Below are 23,145 nucleotides of genomic sequence, written 5' to 3' on the forward strand. Positions count from 1 at the left end.
GCGGCGGCTCTGCTTGTCAGAGCATAAAAAGTACTGGGTTCCCTCACCCCATTTACCAAAAAGGTCACAATATGACGCATTTTTCAAACGCGCAGCGCATGAAGGCGCTGTTCTGGCTTTCGCTTTTTCATCTGCTGGTGATCATCTCCAGTAACTACCTGGTGCAGTTGCCGGTTTCCATCTTTGGTTTCCATACCACCTGGGGCGCATTTAGTTTCCCGTTTATCTTCCTGGCAACGGATTTAACCGTGCGTATTTTCGGCGCGCCATTGGCCCGGCGAATTATCTTCGCGGTGATGGTGCCAGCACTATTAGCCTCTTACGTCATCTCCTCGCTGTTCTACATGGGCAGTTGGCAAGGTTTCGGCGCGCTGATGCACTTCAATTTGTTTGTCGCCCGTATCGCCACCGCAAGCTTTATGGCTTACGCACTGGGGCAAATTCTCGATGTGCATGTCTTTAACCGCCTGCGCCAGAATCGCCGCTGGTGGCTCGCGCCCGCCGCATCCACCGTGTTTGGTAACGCCAGCGACACCGCTGCGTTTTTCTTTATCGCTTTCTGGCGCAGCCCGGATGCCTTTATGGCGCAGCACTGGACGGAAATCGCGCTGGTGGATTACAGCTTCAAAGTGCTTATCAGCATCGCTTTCTTCCTGCCGATGTACGGTGTGTTGTTGAATATGTTGCTGAAAAGACTGGCAGACAAATCTGAAATTAGCGCGTTACAGGCGAGTTAAAGGTACGGCTTATCAGATGTGATAAGATGCGCCGATGAGCCGTTATGGCTGTTTATTGAAAGGAAGAAGTCAATGCGCAATCTGGTGAAATATGTCGGTATCGGCCTGCTGGTTGTTGGGCTGGCTGCCTGTGATAACAGCGACAGCAAAAAGCCCGTTCAGGGCGCTGCCGCCGAAAGCAACGCCAGCGGTCAACCGGTAACCCTGCTCGACGGTAAACTCAGCTTCTCGCTGCCTGCAGATATGACCGATCAGAGCGGCAAACTGGGCACACAGTCCAATAATATGCACGTATATTCCGATGCCACCGGTCAGAAAGCGGTGATTGTGATTGTCGGCGACAACACGACAGAAGAGTTAAGCGCGCTGGCAAAACGTCTGGAAGAGCAACAACGCAGCCGCGACCCGCAGTTGCAGGTGGTCACTAACAAATCCATCGAATTGAAAGGCCAGACTCTGCAACAGCTCGACAGTATTATCTCTGCCAAAGGCCAGACTGCCTGGTCTTCTGTGGTGCTGGGTAAAGTTGATGACAAACTGCTGACCATCCAGGTGACGTTGCCAGCGGATAACCAGCAGCAGGCGCAGACCACGGCGGAAAACATTATCAACACTATCGTGGTGAAATAAGGCCGCGCAGAACATGAAAAAGGGAACCTGAAGGTTCCCTTTTTACTATTCGCTCACCATCGGCTTGTACTTCAGCCGCCAGGCCAGCAGTAAGGCTGTTAGCACCAGTCCTGCCGCGGCGAAATAGATAGCCGAGACACCCGCCCATGCCATCAGCAACCCCGCCAGCGGCCCGGTTATCCCCAGCGATAAATCCATAAACACCGTGTACGTTGCCAGCGCAGAACCCTGGTTTTGCTGCGGCACCGCTTTGACTGCGACCACACCCAACGCCGGGAATACCAGCGAGAAACCGGCCCCGGCAAGGAATACGCCGAGCTTCGCCATCCACGGCTCCACGGCCAGACCAACCAGCACCAGCCCAAGGGTTTCGACCACAAAACAGAGCATCGCCACATTTATACCGCCGAAGCGATTAATTCCATTCGGGAACAGCAGACGCGCGCCAACAAAGGCACAGCTAAAAAGGGTGAGAGCAAACGCCGCATCTTCCCAGCCTTTGGCATCGTAATAGAGGGTAATAAACGTGGCAATGACGCCAAAACCAGCAGTACCCAGCGCCAGCGCCATCCCGTACAGCCAGACGCGCCCCAGCACGGCACGAAATGGCAGCGGCTTGCCTTTACTGCCTTTCACCGCCGCCCGTGGCAACGCCAGTAGTATTGCCAACAGCGCCACGCCCATAATTGTCAGCGAGAGCCCCTGCAGTCCGCCGTACTGATAACAGACCACACCGAGCGGTGCGCCGATTGCCATCGCGCCATAGGTGGCAATGCCGTTCCAGGAAATCACCCGGCCGATATGTATCGACCCCACCACACCCACACCCCAGAGCGACGCACCGGTTCCAGCGAAACTCTGACCGATACCGAGAATCACGCGCCCCAGACACAGCAGAAGTAAACCTGGCACGCTCGCCGTACCGCCTACGCCCGCCAGCAGATAACTCAGGCCGCTGAGAAACGCGCCGCACAAACCAAAGATCACCACTTTTTTCGGCCCCAGCAGATCGGCATAGCGCCCGGCATGTGGACGGCTCAGCAGCGTTGCGAAGTATTGCAGGCTAATCACCAGTCCTGCCCAAAACGCGCTATAACCCATCACGTCATGGACATAGCCGGGAAGCACCGCCAGTGGCAGACCAATGGCGAGATAACTGGCGAAGTTAAACATAACGACGGACAAAATCCGCAGATTGAGGCGCAATCCGCTTAGCGCCGGTTGGGCGGCGTTTTCAGGCATCGAGTTTTACTCAGGTTTTCACAACAGTGTTTCACTATTACCACGTGATGAAACAGAAAGCAGCATTCACTTTAAGAATATCTCTGGCGGGCGAAGGTGCGGCGGGGCACTACACTTAACGGGCCGATAACAAAAGGAATTTACCATGACACATCCTCAACCCGATCGGGCGGGTTTACATATTCTGTTAAAGCTGGCTTCGCTGGTGATTATTCTGGCCGGCATTCATGCTGCGGCCGACATTATTGTGCAGCTTCTTCTGGCGTTGTTTTTCGCGATTGTTCTCAATCCGCTGGTCACCTGGTTTATCCGGCGCGGTATTTCGCGCCCAGTGGCGATCGGTATTGTGGTGCTGGTGATGCTGGTTTTTCTCACCGCGTTACTCGGCGTGCTTGCCGCGTCAGTCAACGACTTCATGACGCTGCTACCGAAGTACAACCGTGAATTCACCAAGAAATTTATGCAGTTACAGGATGCGATGCCGTTTCTTCGTTTGCACATGTCGCCAGAACGTATGCTGCAACGGATGGACTCCGAGCGGCTAATGGGCTTTGCCACCACCATGGCGACTCAGCTCTCGAACGCAATGGCCAGCATTGTTCTGCTGGTGATGACCGTGGTGTTTATGCTCTTTGAAGTGCGCCATGTGCCTTATAAGCTGCGCTTTGCGCTGCATAACCCGCAAATTCATATCGCCGGGCTGCACCGCGCGCTGAAAGGCGTTTCCCACTATCTGGCGTTGAAGACTTTGCTGAGCGTGTGGACAGGCCTGATTGTCTGGGTCGGTCTGGTGTTTCTGGATGTACAGTTTGCGCTAATGTGGGGCGTACTGGCGTTCCTGCTGAATTACGTGCCCAATATCGGCTCGGTGATTTCCGCCATTCCGCCAATGATCCAGGCGCTGCTGTTTAACGGCACTTACGAATGTTTGCTGGTGGGCGGCCTGTTTCTTGTGGTGCATATGTTGCTTGGCAATATCCTGGAACCCCGCATGATGGGCCACCGACTGGGGATGTCGACGCTGGTGGTGTTTTTATCCTTATTGATTTGGGGATGGCTGCTTGGCCCGGTGGGAATGCTGCTGTCAGTACCGCTAACCAGCGTGTGTAAAATCTGGATGGAAACCACCACCGGCGGCAGCAAGCTGGCGATTTTACTGGGGCCAGGCAGACCGAAAAGCCGCCTGCCGGGATAGTAATTACTCGTTGGGGCGGTCGGGCAAAAAGATCACCAGCACGCCCGCCACAATGACCAGCACACCCAAAGCGCCGCGTAGGGAAAACGGTTCGTGCCATCCGGGAAGCCAGATGGCCGCCGCCCACACCAGGATGTAGCTCAGGCTCAGCAAGGCATATGCCTTACTCAGCGGCAAATGGTGCAGGGCAAAATACCAGCAGCCCATTGATGCCAGATACCCAAACAGACCAAACATCAGCGCTAGCGTGCCTTTTTGCGGTTGCAACAGCACCGAGACAAAAGACCACGAGAATGTCACCGGTGGCAGCGACACCATCGCATAGCGCAACATCAGTTGTGCGCCGCTTACCAGCAACACACTGAGTAATGCCCAGTGCAGCCCCTTCATAGCGAGCTCCCCAGCAACACAATGCCAATGATAATCAGCGCCACACCGAACGCATGGCGAAGGCTCACTGGCTCACGCCAGAGAAAACGTGCCGCCAGCGTCACCCAGACAAAATTAAGGCTCAACATCGGGTATGCCACGCCAACAGGAATGCGCTGCAATACCAGCAGCCACAGCGCCATGCCCGCGCCGAGTGCCATCAGCGCGAGCCCCAGCCACAGGCCGAGATGCTTACTCCGCTGGGCCATCGGCACCGGACGCGTCGCCTGCTTCTGGCACAACTGGCCTGCGCAACTGAGCAGGCTTGCCAGCGCGAGCCAGAGCCAGCTTGTCATCGCGGCTTACTCATCATTGTGGAAAATACTGGATAAAGACCATACGCCCTTGTACATAAACGTTGTCCGGTTTCGGTATCGGCATGCGAGTAAAGTCATCCTTTTTCGACTGGTGCAGCACCAGTGAAATAACCCCTTCCTGACGATGTTGTGACAGCCAGTCGGTGAAATCGTCTTCGCGCACAAACCGCCCTTCGCCGTCAGGATACGACATACCGTAAGTTAACTCACCGCGCGTGCCGAACAGCATGATATCTGAGCGTTTCAGCTCCCAGGCCAGGCCTGCGGCAACACCAACGTTATCGGCCAGCACGTAGCGGCTCGGCGTCAGCGGCTCGTTAACAAAGTTGATCAAAAATTGCGGCTGCTTGGAATCCATCACCTTGTCCGGGATAACGATCCCCACCAACAGCGCAATCGCCAACGGACACAGCGCGGCGTATGACCAACGTTCGGCACTGGCACGCAAGGTAAACATCCCAACCAGCGCCCACGCCAGGAAAGCAAACGCCGCCAGCGCTGCTTTGTAGATCTCAATCTGCGTCCATACCGGATGTTTCAGAAAACCCAAAGGCGACACCACCAGCGCGGCAATCACGCCAACCAGACCAAAACCGATATTGATCCACGCATTGACGCGCAGTGCGCGCCCATTGGTTTGAGCCATTTGCATGGCATAACGCGCCATCAACATCGCCAGCGGCGCGAAACAGGGCAGAATGTAAGTCGGCAATTTCCCTTTGGCGATGCTGAAAAACAGCAACGGCATTACGACCCAACCCAGCAGATAAAACGCTTCACGCATGCCCTCTTTACGCGCCAGCCAGCCCGTTTTCAGCGCACCGGGCAGTAGCGCCAGCCACGGCAAAGAACCTAAAATCAGGAACGGTATGTAATACCAGAACGGCGCTTTGTGTTGTGCGTCCTGCTGCGCAAAACGTTGGATATGTTCAACCCAGAAGAAGTAGCGCCAGAAATCGGGTTCGCGCGACGCAATCGCCAGTCCCCACGGCAGCACCGTCAGTACGCAGCAGATAACGGCCAGCCAGCCCCAGAGCAGCACCTCTTTCCAGCGTTTGTGAACAATCACCCACGGCAGTACGCCAATCACCGGCACCGCCAGCGCGAGAAAACCTTTGGTCATCACGCCCATGCCGCACGCCACGCCAAGCAGGACATAGCCGCCAAACTTACCCCGCAGCGTCGTCGCCTGCGCAGCCAGCCAGAAGCTGAGCATCGCCAGCGTCATCCACAGCGTGATCATCGGGTCCAGCACAGCATAAGTGCTAATGCCATACACCAGAAACGCCGTCAGGAAGATCACCGCCGAGAGCACGGCAGTACGTTTGTCGCGCCACATTTTCCACGCCAGTGCGCCCACAAGCAGCGCCGACACGGTGATGGAGAAAACAGAGCCCAGGCGCACTGAGACGTTATTATGACCAAACAGCCACTGCGCAATACTATTGATCCAATAACCGGCTATTGGTTTTTCAAAATAACGCAGGCCAAGGAAATGCGGCACAATCCAGTCGCCGCTGGTGAGCATTTCGCGGCTGATCTCCGCATAGCGGGTTTCATCCGGCTGCCAGAGCAGACGATATTCCAGTGGAACAACATAGTAGAGGGCGAACAGCGCAACCAGCGCCAGACCATAGTGAATGGATTTCATAACCCAGGACTCAACAGTTGTTGGCAACCCAGCCAGCCTTCCCGGCCAGCCACTTCTCCGCGTACCACTTTGCCTGCCGGTAGCGTCTCTAACGATTCCGGTAATAACTGGCTTAACGGGCAAAAAGCGATACCTTCGCGCGCCGCCATGCTCAGCAGTTCATCGAAACCTTCCGCGCCGATAATGCCTTCCACCTCTGCGTGGATGGTATAAACCGGCGTGCCGTTATCCCGCTGCATCGCGTCGAGGATGAAACGGTTGTAGTGTTCCGCCGCCACCGAAATGCCAACGGCTTCATCCCAGGTGGGCAGCGTTACCGGGATTTGCGGCGCCGCATAGGTGTTCTCGGCGATGAGCGGGCGAAACGGCTGAGTACCGCGGCAGTCGCTGTTATAGCGGAAATTAAAATTCGATTTGGCTTTCACCACTCGCTGATCGGCGCGCCAACCCGCCACGGCGGAACAGCTCACAGACCGGCCAATAATCAGTTCCAGTGCCAGCAATCCGCGCTCAATTTCCGCTTCGAGATGCGCCTGATCCCACACGCCGCTCCAGCGTTGCCAGCCGTGGTGATCCCAGGCATGCAGCCCAACTTCATGCGCCTGCGCGGTTTTGCGGATGACCTCCGCGTTGCCTTCGCCGATAAGCCTGCCGGGCCACGCAGTGCCCGCCAGTAAAATATCCCAGCCGTAGAGCGATGCCGCGCGCGAGCGCAGCATCTTCCACAGAAATTTCGGCTTAAGCAGACGCCAGATGTGGCGCCCCATGTTGTCCGGCCCGACGCTAAAGAAAAAGCTCGCCTGAATGTTGTGCTTTTTCAGTAGCTCCAGCAGACGCGGAACCCCATCACGCGTGCCGCGAAAGGTATCGACATCAATACGTAAGCCGACGTATTTCATGCTTATTTCTCATCCGTCAGTTCAACGGTACGCAGGAAGAAATCCAGCGTTTCGTCAATGGTCTGGCGCATATCCACAGTCGGTTCCCAGTGCAGGCAGCGCTTGGCGTTACGGATGCTCGGTTTGCGGTGTTCCACATCCTGGTAGCCTTTGCCGTAGTAGCTGCTGCTTTCCACTTCACGGAAACCGGCGAACGGCGGGAAGCGGTCGCGCAGCGGGTGTTTTTCAAAGCTGGCCAGCAGCATCTCTGCCAGCTCTTTAATGCTCGCTTCGTTATCCGGGTTACCGATGTTGATGATCTGTCCGTCGCAGCGCCCGTCTTTGTTTTCGATAATGCGGAACAGCGCTTCAATACCATCACTGATATCGGTAAAGCAGCGTTTCTGTTTGCCGCCTTCGATCAGCTTGATCGGCGAACCTTCCACCAGGTTAAGGATCAACTGGGTGATGGCGCGTGAGCTACCGATACGCGCAGCGTTCAGGTTATCCAGGCGCGGCCCCATCCAGTTAAATGGACGGAACAGAGTGAACTTCAGGCCGTGCTTATCGCCATATGCCCAGATCACGCGGTCGAGCAACTGTTTTGATACCGAGTAAATCCAGCGCTGTTTGTTGATAGGTCCAACGACCAGATTCGAGTTGTCTTCGTCGAAATTGTTGTCGGTGCACATGCCGTACACTTCCGACGTCGACGGGAAAATGATGCGTTTGTTGTACTTCACGCAGTCACGGATGATTTTCAGGTTCTCTTCGAAATCCAGCTCGAACACGCGCAGCGGGTTACGGGTGTATTCGATAGGCGTGGCAATCGCCACCAGCGGCAGCACTACGTCACATTTCTTAATGTGGTATTCGATCCACTCGGAGTGAATGCTGATATCGCCTTCAACAAAATGGAAACGCGGATTGTCGAGGAAACGGCTGATCGCATCAGAGCCAATATCAAGGCCGAAAATCTCGTAGTTATCGTCACGCAGCAGGCGTTCAGTTAAATGGTTGCCGATAAAACCGTTCACACCGAGGATCAACACGCGCGTACGGCGTTTTACCGCCACCACCGGCTTGCTGGTCAGCAATGCCCCGGCAACCAAGCCGAGCGACTGCGCCAGTTGTGCGCCCTGCATGTACACACCATTTTCCATCTGCCCGGTGAGGATCTCCAGCGCGCCATCACCGCAGGCCACCAGCAGCGGCGAAACAGAGAGCACCGTGCCCGCGCGAGCCGGAGCCACATCGGTACGAACGCGGGATTTCCAGACGATAAATTTATGCGTACCGGCAAAACTGTACGCGCCTGGCCACGGGTCAGAAACCGCGCGCACCAGATTTTGCAGCGTTTGAGCAGGTTTTTCCCAGTCCAGACGGCCATCTTCCGGCGTGCGACGACCATAGTAGCTGGCTTTGCTGTCGTCCTGCGCCGTTTCGCTAAAGGATTGTGTTTTAATGGCTGGCAGTACGCCTTGCAGCATGCTCTTCGCCGCATCCGCTAATTTGCGATGCAGAGACAGCGCTTCATCGTTCTCAGCAATGGCGACGCGTTGTTGCGCGACAATCGCGCCCGCATCCGCGCGGGAAACCATGCGGTGCAGCGTGACGCCGGTTTCGCTTTCGCCGTTCACCAGCACCCAGTTCAGCGGTGCGCGCCCACGATAGGCGGGCAGCAGCGAGCCGTGCAGGTTAAAGGCACCGATACGCGCGGTATTAAGAATGTTGTCGCACAGTAAGTTGCGGTAATAGAAAGAGAAAATGACATCCGCGTTCAGATCGCGAATACGATCGACCCACAGTGGGTGGTTGACATCTTCCGGCGCATAAACCGGGATGCCGCGCTCAGCGGCAATACGCGCCACCGAGCCGAAAAAGTGGTTTTCATTGGCACTGTCGGGATGGGTAAAAATCGCCGCAATCTCGAAACCTGCATCCAGTAACGCCTGTGTACCAACACATCCCATATCGTGGTAAGCAAAGACAACGGCTTTCATTGATTTTTTTCCTCTTGCGAAACGTCATTTTCCTGACGAACAACACGTTGAATAAAGTAACGGGGACGCGCGCGAACATCGTTATAGATGCGCCCGATATACTCCCCAAGCAGCCCCATGCCGATAAACTGAGCGCCGATAAAGGTGAAGAGAATGGCGAAGAGCATAAACACCCCTTCCCCCGCCCACTGCGGGCCAAACGCCAGACGCAGCACCACCAACAGCACGGCGAGCGAAAAGCCCAGCAGCGCAATCACGCTGCCAAACACGCTGAGCAAGCGCAGCGGCGTGGTGGTCAGGCAGGTCACCAGGTCGTACATCAGGTTAATCAGGCGCATAAAGCTGTATTTGGAATCGCCAAACTCGCGCTCCGCATGCTGCACGGGGATCTCCACCGCGCGGCGAGCAAAGGTGTTAGCGAGGATCGGGATAAAAGTGCTGCGCTCATGGCAGTGCAACATGGCATCGACAATATGGCGGCGATAGGCGCGCAACATGCAGCCATAATCCCCCATCGCTTTACCGGTGGTGCGCTGAATCAGGCGGTTGATAGTACGTGAGGCCATTTTACGAAACAGGCTGTCCTGGCGGTTTTGCCGCACCGTGCCCACCACGTCATAACCCTCATTGGCTTTCGCCACCAGGCGCGGGATCTCCTCCGGTGGGTTTTGCAAATCGGCGTCCAGCGTGATGATCAAATCACCGGTGACATGGCTGAAACCGGCCATAATCGCCGAGTGCTGGCCGTAGTTGCGGTTCAACAGCACCGCGACAACATGGCTGCCGGGTTGTTCTGCCGCTTCACTTAACATCAGCGCGGAGTTATCGCTACTGCCGTCATCCACCAGCAAAATTTCGTAATCAATGCCCAGCACGTCGCAGCTTTCCGTGGTACGGCGAATCAACTCCGGCAAACTCTCTTGCTCGTTATACACCGGGATCACCACGGAAACTTTTTCTACAGGCGGTAAATTAAACATATCAGCGCCCTGCAATGTTGCGGAGCGCGTGAATGACGCGGGTTGTGTCGTCATGGGTCATATCCGGGAAAAGCGGTAGTGAACAGATACGCGCACTGTTCCACTCCGTATTGGGTAAAGAGAGGGGGAAGCGTTCGCGGTAGTATTTCTGCGTATGCGCCGCGCGAAAATGCAGGCCGGTGCCGATGCCTTGCGCTTTCAGAGTTTCCATCAATGCGTCGCGGGAGATACCGCAACGTTGCTCATCGACGCGAATAATAAACAGGTGCCAGGCGTGCTGATGCGGCCAGGAGGGCAAAGCCAGCGGCTGAAACGGCGTATCCGCCAGTTCCTGCAAGTAGCGTTGAGCGATCTCCTGGCGGCGGGCATTCGCGGCGGGCAGTTTGCCCAGTTGCACCAGCGCAATCGCTGCGTTGATATCGGCGAGGTTGTATTTAAAACCAGGGGAGATCACTTCAGCCTGCGGTGCGCGGCCGTGGGTTTGGCGGTCATAAGCATCGACGCCCAGCCCGTGGAATTTCAGGCTGCGAATGCGGTTTGCCAGTTGTTCATCGTCCGTCACGACCAGCCCACCTTCCGCACAGGTCATATTCTTAATGGCGTGGAAGGAGAATATAGCGGTGCCGCGTGAGCCCACATGCTGACCTTTGTAGTACGTTCCGGCAGCGTGAGCGGCGTCTTCAATCACCGGAATACCGTGCTTTTCACCCATCGCGCGGATGGCGTCAATATCTACCGGCGCACCGGCGTAATGCACCGGAATAATCGCTTTGGTACGTGGCGTGATAGCCGCTTCGATAGCTTCCGGCGTGACCATCAGCGTCTCTTTATCGACATCGATCATCACCGGCGTCGCGCCGAGTAGCACAATCATATTGAGTGTGGAAACCCAGGTCAGCGACGGGGTAATCACTTCATCTCCGGCACCAATCCCCAGCGCCATCAGAGTGACGTGCATGCCACCCGTCGCCGAGCTAACGGCAATGGCATGGCGGTTGCCGGTCAGTGTGCAAAAAGCGTCTTCCAGCGCCTGATTTTTGGGGCCTGTCGTGATCCAGCCGGATGCCAGCACTTGCTGAATGGCTGCGAACTCTTCATCCCCCATTGACGGGCGCGAGAACGGTAAAAAATCACTCATCATCATTCCTTGGCGTCATTGACGCGTTAACGGACCGCCACAAAGACACGCTGCGGCTAGTGAGTAAAATGGCGGATGGAAGTTAAACCAAAATATAATGAATGCGCGTTTCCTGCATTTATTATTCGTTACGGTTAGTCGTAGAATGCTACCAATTGAATATTAGGACAAGATTAAGAAAAGGGAGAAATGATAAGCTTAACAGATATGAAATAATATTTTTTCAAACAACAGGTTACAAATGAAAATAGCAAAATCTTAACGTGATGAATGTCAAAAAAGTGAAATATTTAACGCCCTTGCAATGTATACAAAGGCGTTAGCTTCGTTATTTAAACGGCACATCAACGAATACACGAAAATTAATATCATTATGCAATTAATTATTTCGCTCGTTACAACAAAAATATATTAAATACCGTGAAATTTTTATGACAAATTCTGCGGAAAACTGGCCGGTAATTCACTGGCAGCGCAGTCAATCACGCTGTCATTATTTTCGCCGCAATCGCGCACAAACGTAATGGTAGCGAACTCATCAATCACTTCGGTGGGATAAGCCGGGCCAGCTGCACGGTAAGACTCCATCAACGGAATGTGATCGTTCTGGAAGCAGACCGTTTTTTCCGGATTATTGATAACCCAACGCGGGAAGAAAATGGTGCCGTGGAACAGGCGATCGCCAAGGTTCACAATCAGGCTCACATCGGTGCCGGTCGGTTCAGTCCAGGAAATTTTATAGATACTTTCGCCTACGCGAACGATGAATGCCTGCTGGTTTTTCACCCAACGGTTCGCCACGATACCGCTGTGAATCCGGTAATCAAGCGTTGTGGCGTTTTTCACATAAATCTCGTAATTCCAGCCATTATCGTAGGTATAAACCAGATGTTTGCCGACGAAACCGCTCAAATCATGTTTATCAAAGGTACTCATTTTTTATCTCCTCTGGTGTTTGAAATGATCGTACGCCTGCAAAAAACGAATAAATAACGCTATATTTGCATCAGATTCATTCATTTTTTAGATGAGTTATGCACAAGACAACGCTGGAACAATGGACGCTACTGCAAAAAGTGGTGGAGCTGGGGAGCTTTGCGAAAGCGGCAGAAGAGACGCACCGCAGCCAGTCATCGGTCAGTTACAACCTGGCGCTGTTGCAGGAGCGGCTCGGCGTTGCACTGCTGGTACAGGAAGGGCGGCGCGCGGTGCTTACTCCAGCAGGCGAATTGCTGCTCAACCAGGTAAAACCGTTGCTCAAGGCTTTCGACTGGGTAGAAACCCGCGCGGCCACGCTACGCAATGGCATGCGCACGCGGCTGGATTTAGTCGTCGACAGCATTTTCCCCCGCGCGCGGCTGTTTGCCATTTTGCGCCAGTTTCAGCAGCGCTATCCGCAAACGCAGGTGCGGCTAACCGAAGTGCTGGAGACCGCCTCCAGCGAATTACCGGTACATGCGCAAGCCGATGTCATGATCCTGACCCGCCGCCAGGATATGACCGGGCGCGGCGAGTGGCTGATGAACATTGATTTTGTCGCCGTGGCACATCGCGATCACCCACTGTGCGCATCAATGCAGGTGAGCGAAGAGATGCTCGCCGCCTGGCCGCTGATTTGCATTGCCGAAAGCAATAACCGGCAAAGCCCGGTGGCGCAGGAGTCGTGGACGTTCTCCACCATCGATGCGGCGGTAGAAGCCGTGCTGTATCAAGTGGGTTACGGTTGGCTACCCGAGGAGCGCATTCAGCCATTGCTCGACAGCGGCGTGCTTAAAACCCTGCCGCTCAGCCACGGTACGCGCCGCGCCACACCGCTGCACCTGATTGTGAAAAAGGACCTCGCGCCGCTTGATGAGCAAGTGGAAATGCTGTTGCAACTGTTTAAGGCGTAGCGCTCTGACCTTGAATATCTGCAAGCAGCTTTTTAACGTCGCGTCGTACGTCTCGCTCAATGCTTGCGCCAGCCAAAGCGATAACCCCGGAGAATAAATCACCTTGCGCGTACCGGGCGCTCCCCCCGCCAGCCAGCAATGCACATCACGCTAAATGCGATAAATCCTTGTTAAAAACAGGGCCTTTGATCCAGAACATACTATTCGTATGATGAATTACTAAAATCGTCATACTTTCTCGCCACCGACTTTTCGTCAGGAAACCGAACGTGTCTTTCTATCGTCAAGCTGGCGCTCTGCTTCTGCTCTGCGCATCCTTTGCCGTTTTCGCGGCACAAAACACACTCACTACCGCCTGGCCGGTGAATGTTGGCCCGCTCAACCCGCATCTTTACACGCCAAACCAGATGTTCGCGCAAAGCATGGTTTATGAACCACTGGTGAAATATCAGGCCGACGGCAGCGTGAAACCCTGGCTGGCGACAAGCTGGACGCATTCGGAGGACGGCAAAACCTGGGTCTTCACCCTGCGCGACGGGGTGACGTTCTCTAACGGCGAGCCGTTTAACGCCGCCGCCGCTGCGGAGAACTTCCGCGCCGTGCTGGATAATCGCCAGCGCCACGCCTGGCTTGAACTTGCCAACCAAATCACCGACGTCAAAGCCCTTAGCCCCAACCAGTTACAAATCACCCTGAAAAGCGCCTATTACCCTTTCCTGCAAGAGCTTGCCCTGCCCCGCCCGTTCCGCTTTATCGCTCCGTCACAGTTTAAAAACCACGAAACCCTGAACGGCATTAATGCGCCTATTGGCACCGGGCCGTGGGTTTTGCAGGAATCGAAGCTGAACCAGTACGACGTGCTAGTGCGTAATGAACACTACTGGGGTACGAAACCGGCGCTTAGCAAAATTATCGTCAAAGTCATCCCCGACCCAACCAGCCGCGCGGTGGCGTTTGAAACAGGCGATATTGATCTGCTTTACGGCAACGAAGGTTTGCTGCCGCTGGATACGTTTGCCCGTTTCAGCCAGAACCCGGCCTGGCGCACCCAGCTTTCTGCGCCAATGGAGACGGTAATGCTGGCACTGAACTCCGCGCACGCACCCACAAACGAGTTAGCCGTGCGCGAGGCGCTGAACTACGCGGTGGATAAAAAAACGCTGATCGATGGCGCACTGTATGGCACACAGCAAGTTGCCGACACGCTGTTCGCCCCTTCCGTGCCGTATGCCAATATCGGCCTGAAACCGCGCCAGTACGATCCCGCGCAGGCGCGTGCGCTGCTGGATAAAGCAGGCTGGCAACTTCCCGCAGGGAAAAGCGTCCGCGAAAAAGCCGGGCAACCGTTGCATATCGAACTGGCTTATATCGGCACCGATGCACTGAGTAAATCGATGGCCGAAATCATTCAGGCTAATTTGCAGCAGATCGGCGTAGATGTCGCATTAATTGGCGAAGAAGAGAGCAGTATTTATGCTCGACAGCGCGATGGCCGTTTCGGCATGATTTTCAACCGCACCTGGGGCGCACCGTACGATCCGCATGCGTTTATGAGTTCAATGCGCGTGCCGTCGCATGCCGATTACCAGGCGCAGTTAGGCCTGCCGGACAAAGCGATTATCGACAAAGAAATTGGCGAAGTGCTGACCACCAGCGATGACAGCGCGCGCCAGGCGCTGTACCGGGATATTCTCACCCGTTTGCACAACGACGCGGTTTATCTGCCAATCAGTTATATCTCGATGATGGTGGTGGCAAAACCGCAGCTCGGCACCATTCCGTTTGCCCCTATCGCCTCGGAGATCCCGTTTGATCAGATAACCCCGGACGCCGCGCAATGAGCCGCTTTTTACTGTACCGTCTGCTGTTACTGATCCCGATGATCGTCGCCGCGTCGGTGGTCATTTTCCTGTTGCTGCGTTTGGGCACAGGGGATCCGGCGATGGATTATCTGCGCCTGTCGAACCTGCCGCCAACGCCGGAAATGATTGCCGCGACCCGCATTCAACTGGGGCTGGATCAACCGCTCGCCAGCCAATACCTCCACTGGCTGTGGCGCGCGCTGCATCTCGATTTCGGCATCTCTTATGCCACGCAGCGCCCGGTGCTTGATGATGTGCTGCATTTTCTGCCCGCAACATTGCAACTCGCTGGCGCGGCGCTGGCACTGATTCTGCTCACCTCTGTACCGCTTGGTATTTGGGCGGCGCGCCACCGCGATGGCTTGCCTGATTTTGTGGTGCGCGCGGTAGCGTTTCTTGGCGTGTCGATGCCGAACTTCTGGCTGGCCTTCCTGCTGGTAATGTTTTTTTCCGTGCATTTGCAGTGGCTGCCCGCCATGGGCTATGGCGACTGGCAGCATCTGATCCTGCCAGCGATTTCAATTGCCTTTATGTCGCTGGCGATCAACGCCCGCCTGCTGCGCGCCAGCATGCTGGAAGCCGCCGGGCAACGCCACGTGACGTGGGCGCGGCTGCGCGGGTTAAGCGACAAACAGACCGAGCGGCGGCATATTCTGCGTAACGCCTCACTGCCGGTGATCACCGCGCTGGGCATGCATATTGGCGAGCTGATTGGCGGCACAATGATCATCGAAAGCATCTTCGCCTGGCCCGGTATTGGCCGCTATGCCGTGTCGGCAATCTTCAATCGCGACTATCCGGTGATCCAGTGTTTTACGCTGGTAATGGTAATGGTTTTTGTGCTGTGCAATCTGGTGGTCGATCTGCTGAGCGCAGCGCTCGATCCCCGCATTCGCCACCATGAAGGAGCGCACTGATGCACTTTGTGAAAACGGCCCGCTGGCCGGTGCGTTTCGCGCTGCTGATCCTGCTGTTGCTGCTGTTAATTGCCCTGACCTGCCAGTGGTGGACGCCTTACGATCCACAAGCCATCGATTTACCCGCGCGCCTGTTGCCGCCGGGCAGCCAACACTGGCTCGGCACAGATCATCTGGGGCGCGATATTTTCTCTCGCTTAATGGCGGCTACGCGCGTATCGCTGGGCTCGGTGATGATGTGTCTGCTGCTGGTGCTGGCGCTCGGTTTAAGCGCCGGTGGCTGTGCTGGGTTGCTCGGCGGGCGCGTCGATCAGGCCATCATGCGCGTGGCGGATATCTTTATGACTTTTCCCACCTCGATCCTGTCGTTTTTTATGGTCGGTGTACTCGGCACCGGCCTGACCAACGTGATCATCGCCATCGCGCTTTCGCACTGGGCCTGGTACGCACGCATGGTGCGCAGCCTCGTGATTTCGCTGCGCAGCCGCGAGTATGTGCTGGCGGCGCGTCTAAGTGGCGCAAGTTATCTGCATGTGTTTCGCGATCATCTGGCGGGTGCGGTGGTGCCTTCACTGCTGGTGCTGGCGACGCTGGATATCGGCCATATGATGCTGCACGTCGCCGGGATGTCATTCCTCGGGCTTGGCGTCACCGCGCCGACACCGGAGTGGGGCGTGATGATCAATGACGCCCGGCAATATATCTGGACGCAGCCGCTGCAAATGGTGTGGCCGGGGCTGGCGCTGTTTATCAGCGTGATGGCGTTTAACCTGGTGGGCGATGCGCTGCGCGACCATCTCGATCCTCACCTGGAAACGGAGCACGCCCACTGATGCCTGCACAACTGAGCCTGGAAAATATCACCCTGCACGCGGAACGACCGCTGGTGCAGGAGGTGTCGTTAACCCTGCAACGCGGGCGCGTGCTGGCGCTGGTGGGCGGTAGCGGCAGCGGCAAATCATTGACCTGTGCGGCGGCGCTCGGCGTGCTGCCTGCGGGTGTGCGGCAAACGGCAGGTCGGCTGCTGGCGGATAATCAGCCCGTCACACCACAAGCGCTGCGCGGTACGACAGTTGCCACCATTATGCAAAACCCGCGCAGCGCCTTTAACCCGCTGCACACCATGGCCGGTCATGCGCGGGAAACGTGCCAGGCACTCGGTAAATCAGGCGATAACGCGACATTGCTCGCGGCTTTGCAGGACGTCGGGCTGGAGGACGCCGAACGCGTGCTCACACTTTACCCGTTCGAGATGAGTGGCGGCATGTTGCAACGCATGATGATCGCCATGGCGCTGCTGAGCGATGCGCCGTTTATCGTGGCCGATGAACCCACCACCGATCTCGACGTGGTGGCACAGGCGCGCATTCTGGATTTGCTGGCGCAGATTATGCGCGAGCGTCAGCCCGGCATGTTGCTGGTGACTCACGATATGGGCGTGGTAGCGCGGCTGGCGGATGATGTCGCGGTAATGGATAACGGACGCATTATCGAACAGGGCGCAGTGGAAACCCTGTTTAGTGCGCCACAACATGCTATTACACGCGAATTAGTCGCGGCCCATTTGGCACTGTATGGACTGGAGCGGGCGCAATGAACCTTCTTGATGTGAGCGGTGTATCTCACACCTACCACCGTCGACCTGTGCTGGACAATATCTCTTTCCAGTTAAAAAGCGGGGAAACCGTGGCGCTGCTCGGGCGCAGCGGCTGCGGGAAAAGTACGCTGGCGCGGCTGCTGGTTGGGCTGGAATCGCCAGATGAAGGCGAGGTGCGCTGGCAGGGTACGCCGCTAAAACAGCTTAACGCCCGCGCCCGCCAGGCGTTTCGCCGTGATATTCAGATGGTGTTTCAGGACCCGGTCAGCGCGGTGAACCCGCGTAAAACCGTGCGCGAGATTCTGTGCGAACCGCTGCGCCATCTGTTGAAATTGCCCAAAGCAGAGCAGCAGACACGCATCCGGCAATTGCTGGAAGATGTCGAGCTGGATACTTCATTGCTCGATAAACGCCCCCCGCAGCTGAGCGGCGGGCAGTTGCAGCGTGTTTGCCTGGCGCGGGCGTTGGCGGTGGAACCGACACTATTGATTCTGGATGAAGCGGTTTCCAGCCTGGATCTGGTGCTGCAAGCCGGCGTTATCCGGCTCTTACAGCGGCTACAACAACGCTCCGGCGTCGCTTGCCTGTTCATCACCCATGACTTGCGGCTGGTGGAACGTTTTTGCCAGCGCGTGCTGGTGATGGAGACCGGCGCGCTGGTGGAAACGCTCGATGTGACGTCACCGTTGCGCTTTCTCTCTCCGGCTGGGCAAGCGCTGCAACAAGCGGTACTGCCCGCTTTCCCTCTCTCATTACAAAGGACGCAACCATGCAACGCGTGACGATAACTCTGGATGATGACCTGCTCGATACGCTGGACAACCTTAGCGCGCGGCGCGGTTACCACAACCGTTCGGAAGCGCTGCGGGATATTTTGCGAAGCGCGCTGGCTCAGGAGTCCGTGCAGGATAATGAACAGCAGGGTTACGCGGTACTGTCGTATGTGTATGAACATGAGAAGCGCGATCTGGCGAGCCGCATTGTCGCCACGCAACACCATCACCACGACTTATCTGTCGCCACGCTGCATGTGCATATCAGCCACGACGATTGCCTCGAAATCGCCGTGCTAAAAGGCAAAATGGGCGATGTACAACACTTCGCCGATGACGTTATCGCCCAGCGCGGCGTGCGTCACGGCCATTTGCAGTGTCTCGCCGCCGAAAAATAACGCTATATTGCGTAGAGGGTGGTAAAAAACTGCTCGGTCTGGCGTAGCGCCCACTCAATGCGCGCGGGCTCCAGCGAGAACGGCAGATATTCCGCCGCCGCTCGCGGAAAGTGAATACTGCGCGCCACCGCCTGGGTCACCGCCAGGCGGATCTCTTTTAGCGGTGCCAGCGTCAACGGCGCATCGTACTGGCGTAACAGCGCCAGCAGCGTGGCATCCGGCGTATCGCTGTCGTTTTCGAGAAAAGATTGCACCAGCAGGCTGAATCCTACGCGCTCGCCGTGCAGCCAGTCGCGCAGTGCCGGTTCATAAGTCAGGCGGTTATGAATGGCGTGTGCCACGCCAGGCGTTGGGATCTCGCCGCGAATACTGTTCGCCATCCCAGCGATGGCGATATTGGCGTCAATGACATTGACCAGCGCAGGCGTCACACTTTGCGCTTTGTTATCCCGCAACGCCTGCGCGCCGTGTTTTTCGTAAATATCTACCGCCAGCCGGGCGGTTTGTACTTTTAACTGCAATGCCAGGTTATCCGGCGAGTGCTGTAAATAGGGGCGAAATTCGTACCATTTCGCCAATGCGTCGATAATGCCCGCTTTTAAATAACGCACATCGCTCTGCGCGATGATTTCGCTGTCTACCAGCACCAGCCGCGGCAGCGTTTTTAATAATTGGCTGCGGATTTGCCCGCCTTCTTCGGTGTAAAACACCGCCAGCGGCGACCAGGCGGCACACGTTGACGCCACCGTTGGCAGGGTGACAGACTCACCGCCATCAATGGCATCCGCCACCGCTTTGGCGGTATCCAGCACCCGCCCTCCCCCCACGCCAACAATCCACTGCACGCCGAGCTTACGCGCCTGTTTTGCATAGTGCGCCACCCGCTCGTCGGTGCAGTATCCGGTCATGATTTCGGTTTGCCACTTCACGCCGTGCGCGCGCAGGCTGTTTTCCAGCGCCGGATTGACCCGCGCCCACGCCTGCGCACTGGTGATAATCAAAATATGCCGAGTCACAGGCGCAAGATATTTCCCCGCTTCGTGGCGGATACCCGCGTGATGAAACCAGGTTTGCGGTGTGTTGATTGCGAGCATTGGCTGTCCATGTTGCCAGGAGAAGAGCCGTTATCTTCCTGGCGCGGTTCATAGCAGGGAAGCAATAAAATCAGCAATGTAATGCAGAGAACCGCATAAGCCAGAATGCGCGCGATGCGAGCAACAATTGGCAACGCGCTTCCCGCCTCAACTGCTAGCCTTAATACATTTGTTAAATCCACTCAATTAAAGGGCAGACAATGAAAATCTCTCTCGACGGTAAAGTCGCGCTGGTCAGCGCTTCGACGGGCGGTATCGGTTTTGCGATTGCCAAAGGACTGGCGGAAAGCGGCGCGGAAGTGATCCTTAACGGGCGCAGCGAAGGCTCAGTGAATAAGGCAAAAGCGGCGCTGGAAAAACAGGTACCGGGTGCGAAGTTGCGCACCGCCATTGCCGATCTCAGCTCGGCGCAGGGCGTGGAGACGTTGCTGAAAGCGAGCGGTGAGGTCGATATTCTGGTGAATAATGCCGGGATTTACGGCCCGCAGGATTTTTACGCCACTGACGATGCGACCTGGGAAAATTACTGGCAAACCAACGTGATGTCGGGTGTCCGCCTCTCGCGTGCGCTGCTGCCCGCGATGGTGAAAAAGGGCTGGGGGCGCGTAGTGTTTATCTCTTCTGAATCGGCGCTCAATATCCCGGCGGATATGATCCACTACGGCGTGACGAAAACCGCACAGCTTTCGCTGGCGCGCGGGCTGGCGAAAGCTGTCGCCGGAAGCGGCGTCACTGTCAATAGCGTACTGCCAGGGCCCACCATGTCGGACGGCTTTGCCGGAATGATGAAAGAAGAGATGGAAAAGACCGGTAAGTCGCTGGAAACGCTGGCAAAAGAGTTTGTGATGGCGCATCGCCCCAGCTCGGTTATCCAGCGCGCCGCCACCGTGGAAGAGGTAGCGAATATGGTGGTCTATGTCTGTTCAAAACAGGCTTCAGCAACGTCCGGCGCGGCGCTGCGCGTGGACGGCGGCGTGGTGGATGATATTGTTTGATGATTTTCCGGCTGGCCTCAGGGCCAGCTCGGATAGAAATGCGTCATCAGGATCATAAACAGCGGCGTGGTCACGGTCGACAGAAGCGTGGAAAGCAGCATGCTGGTCGCCGTCGCGCCCTGCAACACCTGGAATTTTTGCGCCATCAGATAAACGTTAATCCCCACCGCCATCGATCCCAACAGCACCACCACCTGGCTCTCCTCACGCGGCAGATGCAGCAACCAGGCAATCAACCAAATCAAAGCAGGCATCAAAATCAGTTTCAGCAGGCAGATGGTCAAACTTTCAGGCAACCCTTTGCGGATCTGGTAGCGCGACAAGCTCATGCCGAGGGTGATAAGCGTTAATGGCGCGGCGACCTGCGCCACCATGCTTACCGGGCTATCGAGGAACGTCGGCAGCGGGCGATGAATCAACAAGCTCCAGGCGAACCCGCTGAAGATACCGATGATAATTGGGTTGCGCAGCACGCTCACCAGCGTTTTGCCAATTCCCCGCACCGAGAAACTGCCGTTTTGCGCCCATTCCACCGACACGGTCACGAGTGTCCATAAAATCAGGCTGTTAAACACCAGCACCAACGCCACCGACGAGAGGCTCGATGCGCCAAGCAAAATGATGGCAACCGGAATGCCCAGCATCACGTTATTGGAGAAAATGCCCGCCAGACCGAACACCGAGGCAGAAACCGCGTCTATACGAAACACGCTTTTCGCTGCGATGCGCCCAATCACATAGATGATAAAACAGGTGCCGAAGTAGGCAATCAGCAGCCGCATATCCACTGGCGGGCTTTCAAAGAACTTGCTCATCACTTTGAATAACATGCATGGAATAGCCACATTAAAGCAGAAGCGGTTAAGGCCTTCATTGACCGATTCAGGCCAACCGGCGAAGCGCCCGAGGCAATATCCCAGCGCAATCAATAAAAAGAGCGGAGCAGAAAGCAGCAGTTGTTGCGCGAGCTGCCCGAAGAATTCAGCCGTATCCATTCTTTACCCTGTAAATGTAGCGAAGCGGTTATTTTCTTTTGTTTTCCGCAGTATAGGGGAAGGAGCCACCGACGTCAGCGTGCCTGACGCCAGCTTTGATGTTTTAGCTGAAAAAGCATGTCGTTTCATCTCACGCTCGCAGCGCTGGCGCTAAAACCTGATCTTCCTCTCTCTTCTGCTGCACCCATGCGCCTGAAGGAGTTGTAGCCTGGTCAACCAGCTGCGATTGGTAGTCGATAATATCGTGTATCAGTGAGGCTCGATGGCGTTGTAAATATCAATGTAAAAACTCCGTTGATTTTGCCCCTGGCGCTGAATTGCCTCAGACATCATTATCAACGGAGTTTTCAAAAGGAGGCTTATTATTTGCTTATCCAGCCCGAATGATCGCACACATAAATTTCATTCAGCGATAAATCATGCGGGATTTGTTCAAGGGAATCAGCAATCTCATCGTATGGCGGCGGCAGCGTAAACGAGAGACCATAATCCTCGTCAACAATCAGCGCGCCGTTCAGAATACGCAGGTCTTTGCTACGCTGAGAAAGTTCTTTCATGGTAATTCCAGCATATAATTTGTTTTTATACTTCCCGACATATTTTTCATTGCAGCCGACTGAAACAATAATATCATCCGTGGTGGTTGCTATTATTAACGTGCCATTTTGCACAGAATAGGCATAGCGTATTTCACTGGACGGAGCAGGCAGAGAATACTCTTTTATTTCCACATTATAATTATTAAAAATATCATCAAGGTAAAGATCAATAGACTCTCCAAGATGAACATTTCCTAACGATATAAAGCTCACAATATCCGCGTTAAAGTCAACCATAACCATCCTTCTGTAACCATAAACCATCTCTGATGCACGATATATAAAATTAAATAGATCCAGGATAAATCAGTACTACATGCAAATAGTTTCTTTTATCAATTCCCTGGAGAAGAGGAGCTTTCTATGGAGTGTAGTGCATACGTTAGCTTTTCTTTTATAAATATTTTTTCATCGAATAGCGGCTGTTCTGTCCATAAATAACATCCGACAAATCGTATAGACTCTATTTTCATTATAAAAACTATGGTTATTGGTAGGTCAACCCGTCTCGTTTCGAACGCATTTTGTCAGTGCCATGAGTTTCATGCATGATAAGGAGTTTCTGACGGAGGTAAGTATCGCTTATGCAATCAATCACATCGAATGCAAAACAGTTTGCGGCGTAATTGCGATCAGCAACATTGTCCGTAACCAGAAAGTCTCGATTAATTTTTTTTATGCTGAATGTAATTTGTTACATTAAAAGAGAAGGAATGTGCCTTACATAACAACTTTATAATTTGAACGCTAATCATTTTTATACTTCGGTATCGTGCATGCCAGCGGCGTTAAGCGCTGTGATAGAATGACCTGGCAATATGTT

At 55.1% G+C, this 23,145-nt stretch carries 23 protein-coding genes; 11 read left to right on the top strand and 12 right to left on the bottom strand.

Annotated elements, in window-relative coordinates:
- The first annotated feature begins 71 nt into the window (after positions 1-71).
- The gene (locus ACFX4O_RS12165) at positions 72-737 is read left to right on the top strand and encodes a 7-cyano-7-deazaguanine/7-aminomethyl-7-deazaguanine transporter (protein WP_380209708.1); all 666 of its coding nucleotides are present in this window, start codon (positions 72-74) and stop codon (positions 735-737) included.
- A gap of 72 nt (positions 738-809) precedes the next feature.
- Positions 810-1,367, top strand: coding sequence for a DcrB family lipoprotein (locus ACFX4O_RS12170; RefSeq protein ID WP_131413171.1), 558 nt, complete (start codon positions 810-812; stop codon positions 1,365-1,367).
- A gap of 45 nt (positions 1,368-1,412) precedes the next feature.
- On the opposite strand, the gene ACFX4O_RS12175 is transcribed toward ACFX4O_RS12170, so the two are convergent.
- On the bottom strand, positions 1,413-2,609 hold the full coding sequence (locus ACFX4O_RS12175) for an MFS transporter (protein ID WP_380209706.1): 1,197 nt from the start codon (positions 2,607-2,609) through the stop codon (positions 1,413-1,415).
- A 145-nt stretch (positions 2,610-2,754) separates the two neighbouring features.
- On the opposite strand from ACFX4O_RS12175, the gene ACFX4O_RS12180 reads away from it, so the two are divergent.
- On the top strand, positions 2,755-3,804 hold the full coding sequence (locus ACFX4O_RS12180; protein ID WP_131413167.1) for an AI-2E family transporter: 1,050 nt from the start codon (positions 2,755-2,757) through the stop codon (positions 3,802-3,804).
- A gap of 3 nt (positions 3,805-3,807) precedes the next feature.
- Here ACFX4O_RS12180 and arnF read toward each other — a convergent pair whose 3' ends face one another.
- The 8 genes from arnF to ACFX4O_RS12220 form a co-directional block, all read right to left on the bottom strand.
- Positions 3,808-4,194, bottom strand: coding sequence for a 4-amino-4-deoxy-L-arabinose-phosphoundecaprenol flippase subunit ArnF (arnF, locus tag ACFX4O_RS12185; RefSeq protein WP_380209704.1), 387 nt, complete (start codon positions 4,192-4,194; stop codon positions 3,808-3,810).
- Positions 4,191-4,529, bottom strand: coding sequence for a 4-amino-4-deoxy-L-arabinose-phosphoundecaprenol flippase subunit ArnE (arnE, locus tag ACFX4O_RS12190; protein ID WP_380209702.1), 339 nt, complete (start codon positions 4,527-4,529; stop codon positions 4,191-4,193). Before arnE ends, arnF begins: the two co-directional genes overlap by 4 nt.
- 13 nt (positions 4,530-4,542) lie before the next feature.
- On the bottom strand, positions 4,543-6,201 hold the full coding sequence (arnT, locus tag ACFX4O_RS12195; protein ID WP_380209700.1) for a lipid IV(A) 4-amino-4-deoxy-L-arabinosyltransferase: 1,659 nt from the start codon (positions 6,199-6,201) through the stop codon (positions 4,543-4,545).
- A complete protein-coding gene (arnD, locus tag ACFX4O_RS12200) occupies positions 6,198-7,100 on the bottom strand; it encodes a 4-deoxy-4-formamido-L-arabinose-phosphoundecaprenol deformylase (protein ID WP_131413126.1) in 903 nt (300 codons plus the stop codon). The genes arnT and arnD overlap by 4 nt, the downstream gene beginning before the upstream one ends.
- Positions 7,101-7,102: 2 nt before the next feature.
- Positions 7,103-9,082 carry a bifunctional UDP-4-amino-4-deoxy-L-arabinose formyltransferase/UDP-glucuronic acid oxidase ArnA gene (gene arnA, locus ACFX4O_RS12205; RefSeq protein WP_131413124.1) on the bottom strand — a complete coding sequence of 660 codons (1,980 nt, stop codon included), beginning with the start codon at positions 9,080-9,082 and terminating at the stop codon, positions 7,103-7,105.
- Positions 9,079-10,062 (bottom strand): undecaprenyl-phosphate 4-deoxy-4-formamido-L-arabinose transferase, encoded by a 984-nt coding sequence (arnC, locus tag ACFX4O_RS12210; protein ID WP_131413207.1) that lies wholly within the window; start codon positions 10,060-10,062, stop codon positions 9,079-9,081. Before arnC ends, arnA begins: the two co-directional genes overlap by 4 nt.
- A 1-nt stretch (position 10,063) precedes the next feature.
- Entirely contained in the window at positions 10,064-11,200 is a 1,137-nt protein-coding gene (arnB, locus tag ACFX4O_RS12215; protein WP_131413122.1) for a UDP-4-amino-4-deoxy-L-arabinose aminotransferase, read from the bottom strand.
- A gap of 429 nt (positions 11,201-11,629) precedes the next feature.
- Positions 11,630-12,136 (bottom strand): phenolic acid decarboxylase, encoded by a 507-nt coding sequence (locus ACFX4O_RS12220; RefSeq protein ID WP_131413120.1) that lies wholly within the window; start codon positions 12,134-12,136, stop codon positions 11,630-11,632.
- A 98-nt stretch (positions 12,137-12,234) separates the two neighbouring features.
- Here ACFX4O_RS12220 and ACFX4O_RS12225 point away from each other — a divergent pair, with 98 nt between their 5' ends.
- The 7 genes from ACFX4O_RS12225 (at position 12,235) to nikR (ending at position 18,639) form a co-directional block, all read left to right on the top strand.
- Positions 12,235-13,092 carry a LysR family transcriptional regulator gene (locus tag ACFX4O_RS12225; protein ID WP_380209697.1) on the top strand — a complete coding sequence of 286 codons (858 nt, stop codon included), beginning with the start codon at positions 12,235-12,237 and terminating at the stop codon, positions 13,090-13,092.
- A 269-nt stretch (positions 13,093-13,361) separates the two neighbouring features.
- Positions 13,362-14,933, top strand: a complete 1,572-nt coding sequence (gene nikA / locus ACFX4O_RS12230) for a nickel ABC transporter substrate-binding protein (RefSeq protein ID WP_380209695.1) — start codon at positions 13,362-13,364, stop codon at positions 14,931-14,933.
- Entirely contained in the window at positions 14,930-15,871 is a 942-nt protein-coding gene (gene nikB / locus ACFX4O_RS12235; RefSeq protein ID WP_380209693.1) for a nickel ABC transporter permease subunit NikB, read from the top strand. The genes nikA and nikB overlap by 4 nt, the downstream gene beginning before the upstream one ends.
- A complete protein-coding gene (gene nikC, locus ACFX4O_RS12240; protein ID WP_131413112.1) occupies positions 15,871-16,704 on the top strand; it encodes a nickel ABC transporter permease subunit NikC in 834 nt (277 codons plus the stop codon). Before nikB ends, nikC begins: the two co-directional genes overlap by 1 nt.
- The gene (nikD, locus tag ACFX4O_RS12245; protein WP_380209690.1) at positions 16,704-17,468 is read left to right on the top strand and encodes a nickel import ATP-binding protein NikD; all 765 of its coding nucleotides are present in this window, start codon (positions 16,704-16,706) and stop codon (positions 17,466-17,468) included. The genes nikC and nikD overlap by 1 nt, the downstream gene beginning before the upstream one ends.
- On the top strand, positions 17,465-18,250 hold the full coding sequence (nikE, locus tag ACFX4O_RS12250) for a nickel import ATP-binding protein NikE (protein ID WP_131413108.1): 786 nt from the start codon (positions 17,465-17,467) through the stop codon (positions 18,248-18,250). The genes nikD and nikE overlap by 4 nt, the downstream gene beginning before the upstream one ends.
- Positions 18,238-18,639 carry a nickel-responsive transcriptional regulator NikR gene (gene nikR / locus ACFX4O_RS12255; RefSeq protein WP_131413106.1) on the top strand — a complete coding sequence of 134 codons (402 nt, stop codon included), beginning with the start codon at positions 18,238-18,240 and terminating at the stop codon, positions 18,637-18,639. Before nikE ends, nikR begins: the two co-directional genes overlap by 13 nt.
- A gap of 2 nt (positions 18,640-18,641) precedes the next feature.
- Here nikR and ACFX4O_RS12260 read toward each other — a convergent pair whose 3' ends face one another.
- Complete coding sequence (locus ACFX4O_RS12260; protein ID WP_380209688.1) at positions 18,642-19,733, bottom strand: iron-containing alcohol dehydrogenase family protein; 1,092 nt, start codon at positions 19,731-19,733, stop codon at positions 18,642-18,644.
- A 200-nt stretch (positions 19,734-19,933) separates the two neighbouring features.
- On the opposite strand from ACFX4O_RS12260, the gene ACFX4O_RS12265 reads away from it, so the two are divergent.
- On the top strand, positions 19,934-20,728 hold the full coding sequence (locus ACFX4O_RS12265; RefSeq protein ID WP_380209686.1) for an SDR family NAD(P)-dependent oxidoreductase: 795 nt from the start codon (positions 19,934-19,936) through the stop codon (positions 20,726-20,728).
- Between the two features lie 17 nt (positions 20,729-20,745).
- Here the strand turns inward: ACFX4O_RS12265 and ACFX4O_RS12270 are convergent, their stop codons facing one another.
- Together ACFX4O_RS12270 and ACFX4O_RS12275 are read right to left on the bottom strand one after the other, a co-directional pair.
- Positions 20,746-21,723 carry an AEC family transporter gene (locus ACFX4O_RS12270; RefSeq protein ID WP_380209684.1) on the bottom strand — a complete coding sequence of 326 codons (978 nt, stop codon included), beginning with the start codon at positions 21,721-21,723 and terminating at the stop codon, positions 20,746-20,748.
- A gap of 362 nt (positions 21,724-22,085) precedes the next feature.
- Positions 22,086-22,559: a hypothetical protein gene (locus ACFX4O_RS12275; protein ID WP_235855270.1), complete on the bottom strand. Its 474-nt coding sequence runs from the start codon at positions 22,557-22,559 to the stop codon at positions 22,086-22,088.
- Positions 22,560-23,145: the final 586 nt, after the last annotated feature.

Source organism: Kosakonia sp. YIM B13571, assembly GCF_042788095.1.
Classification (GTDB): Bacteria; Pseudomonadota; Gammaproteobacteria; order Enterobacterales; family Enterobacteriaceae; genus Kosakonia; species Kosakonia quasisacchari.

Excerpts from the sequence above, each read along its gene's own strand:
- ACFX4O_RS12165 (WP_380209708.1), top strand. The coding sequence starts at position 72 with ATGACGCATTTTTCAAACGCGCAGCGCATGAAGGCGCTGTTCTGGCTT.
- ACFX4O_RS12170 (WP_131413171.1), top strand. The coding sequence starts at position 810 with ATGCGCAATCTGGTGAAATATGTCGGTATCGGCCTGCTGGTTGTTGGG.
- ACFX4O_RS12175 (WP_380209706.1), bottom strand. The coding sequence starts at position 2,609 with ATGCCTGAAAACGCCGCCCAACCGGCGCTAAGCGGATTGCGCCTCAAT.
- ACFX4O_RS12180 (WP_131413167.1), top strand. The coding sequence starts at position 2,755 with ATGACACATCCTCAACCCGATCGGGCGGGTTTACATATTCTGTTAAAG.
- arnF (WP_380209704.1), bottom strand. The coding sequence starts at position 4,194 with ATGAAGGGGCTGCACTGGGCATTACTCAGTGTGTTGCTGGTAAGCGGC.
- arnE (WP_380209702.1), bottom strand. The coding sequence starts at position 4,529 with ATGACAAGCTGGCTCTGGCTCGCGCTGGCAAGCCTGCTCAGTTGCGCA.
- arnT (WP_380209700.1), bottom strand. The coding sequence starts at position 6,201 with ATGAAATCCATTCACTATGGTCTGGCGCTGGTTGCGCTGTTCGCCCTC.
- arnD (WP_131413126.1), bottom strand. The coding sequence starts at position 7,100 with ATGAAATACGTCGGCTTACGTATTGATGTCGATACCTTTCGCGGCACG.
- arnA (WP_131413124.1), bottom strand. The coding sequence starts at position 9,082 with ATGAAAGCCGTTGTCTTTGCTTACCACGATATGGGATGTGTTGGTACA.
- arnC (WP_131413207.1), bottom strand. The coding sequence starts at position 10,062 with ATGTTTAATTTACCGCCTGTAGAAAAAGTTTCCGTGGTGATCCCGGTG.
- arnB (WP_131413122.1), bottom strand. The coding sequence starts at position 11,200 with ATGAGTGATTTTTTACCGTTCTCGCGCCCGTCAATGGGGGATGAAGAG.
- ACFX4O_RS12220 (WP_131413120.1), bottom strand. The coding sequence starts at position 12,136 with ATGAGTACCTTTGATAAACATGATTTGAGCGGTTTCGTCGGCAAACAT.
- ACFX4O_RS12225 (WP_380209697.1), top strand. The coding sequence starts at position 12,235 with ATGCACAAGACAACGCTGGAACAATGGACGCTACTGCAAAAAGTGGTG.
- nikB (WP_380209693.1), top strand. The coding sequence starts at position 14,930 with ATGAGCCGCTTTTTACTGTACCGTCTGCTGTTACTGATCCCGATGATC.
- nikC (WP_131413112.1), top strand. The coding sequence starts at position 15,871 with ATGCACTTTGTGAAAACGGCCCGCTGGCCGGTGCGTTTCGCGCTGCTG.
- nikD (WP_380209690.1), top strand. The coding sequence starts at position 16,704 with ATGCCTGCACAACTGAGCCTGGAAAATATCACCCTGCACGCGGAACGA.
- nikE (WP_131413108.1), top strand. The coding sequence starts at position 17,465 with ATGAACCTTCTTGATGTGAGCGGTGTATCTCACACCTACCACCGTCGA.
- nikR (WP_131413106.1), top strand. The coding sequence starts at position 18,238 with ATGCAACGCGTGACGATAACTCTGGATGATGACCTGCTCGATACGCTG.
- ACFX4O_RS12260 (WP_380209688.1), bottom strand. The coding sequence starts at position 19,733 with ATGCTCGCAATCAACACACCGCAAACCTGGTTTCATCACGCGGGTATC.
- ACFX4O_RS12265 (WP_380209686.1), top strand. The coding sequence starts at position 19,934 with ATGAAAATCTCTCTCGACGGTAAAGTCGCGCTGGTCAGCGCTTCGACG.
- ACFX4O_RS12270 (WP_380209684.1), bottom strand. The coding sequence starts at position 21,723 with ATGGATACGGCTGAATTCTTCGGGCAGCTCGCGCAACAACTGCTGCTT.
- ACFX4O_RS12275 (WP_235855270.1), bottom strand. The coding sequence starts at position 22,559 with ATGGTTGACTTTAACGCGGATATTGTGAGCTTTATATCGTTAGGAAAT.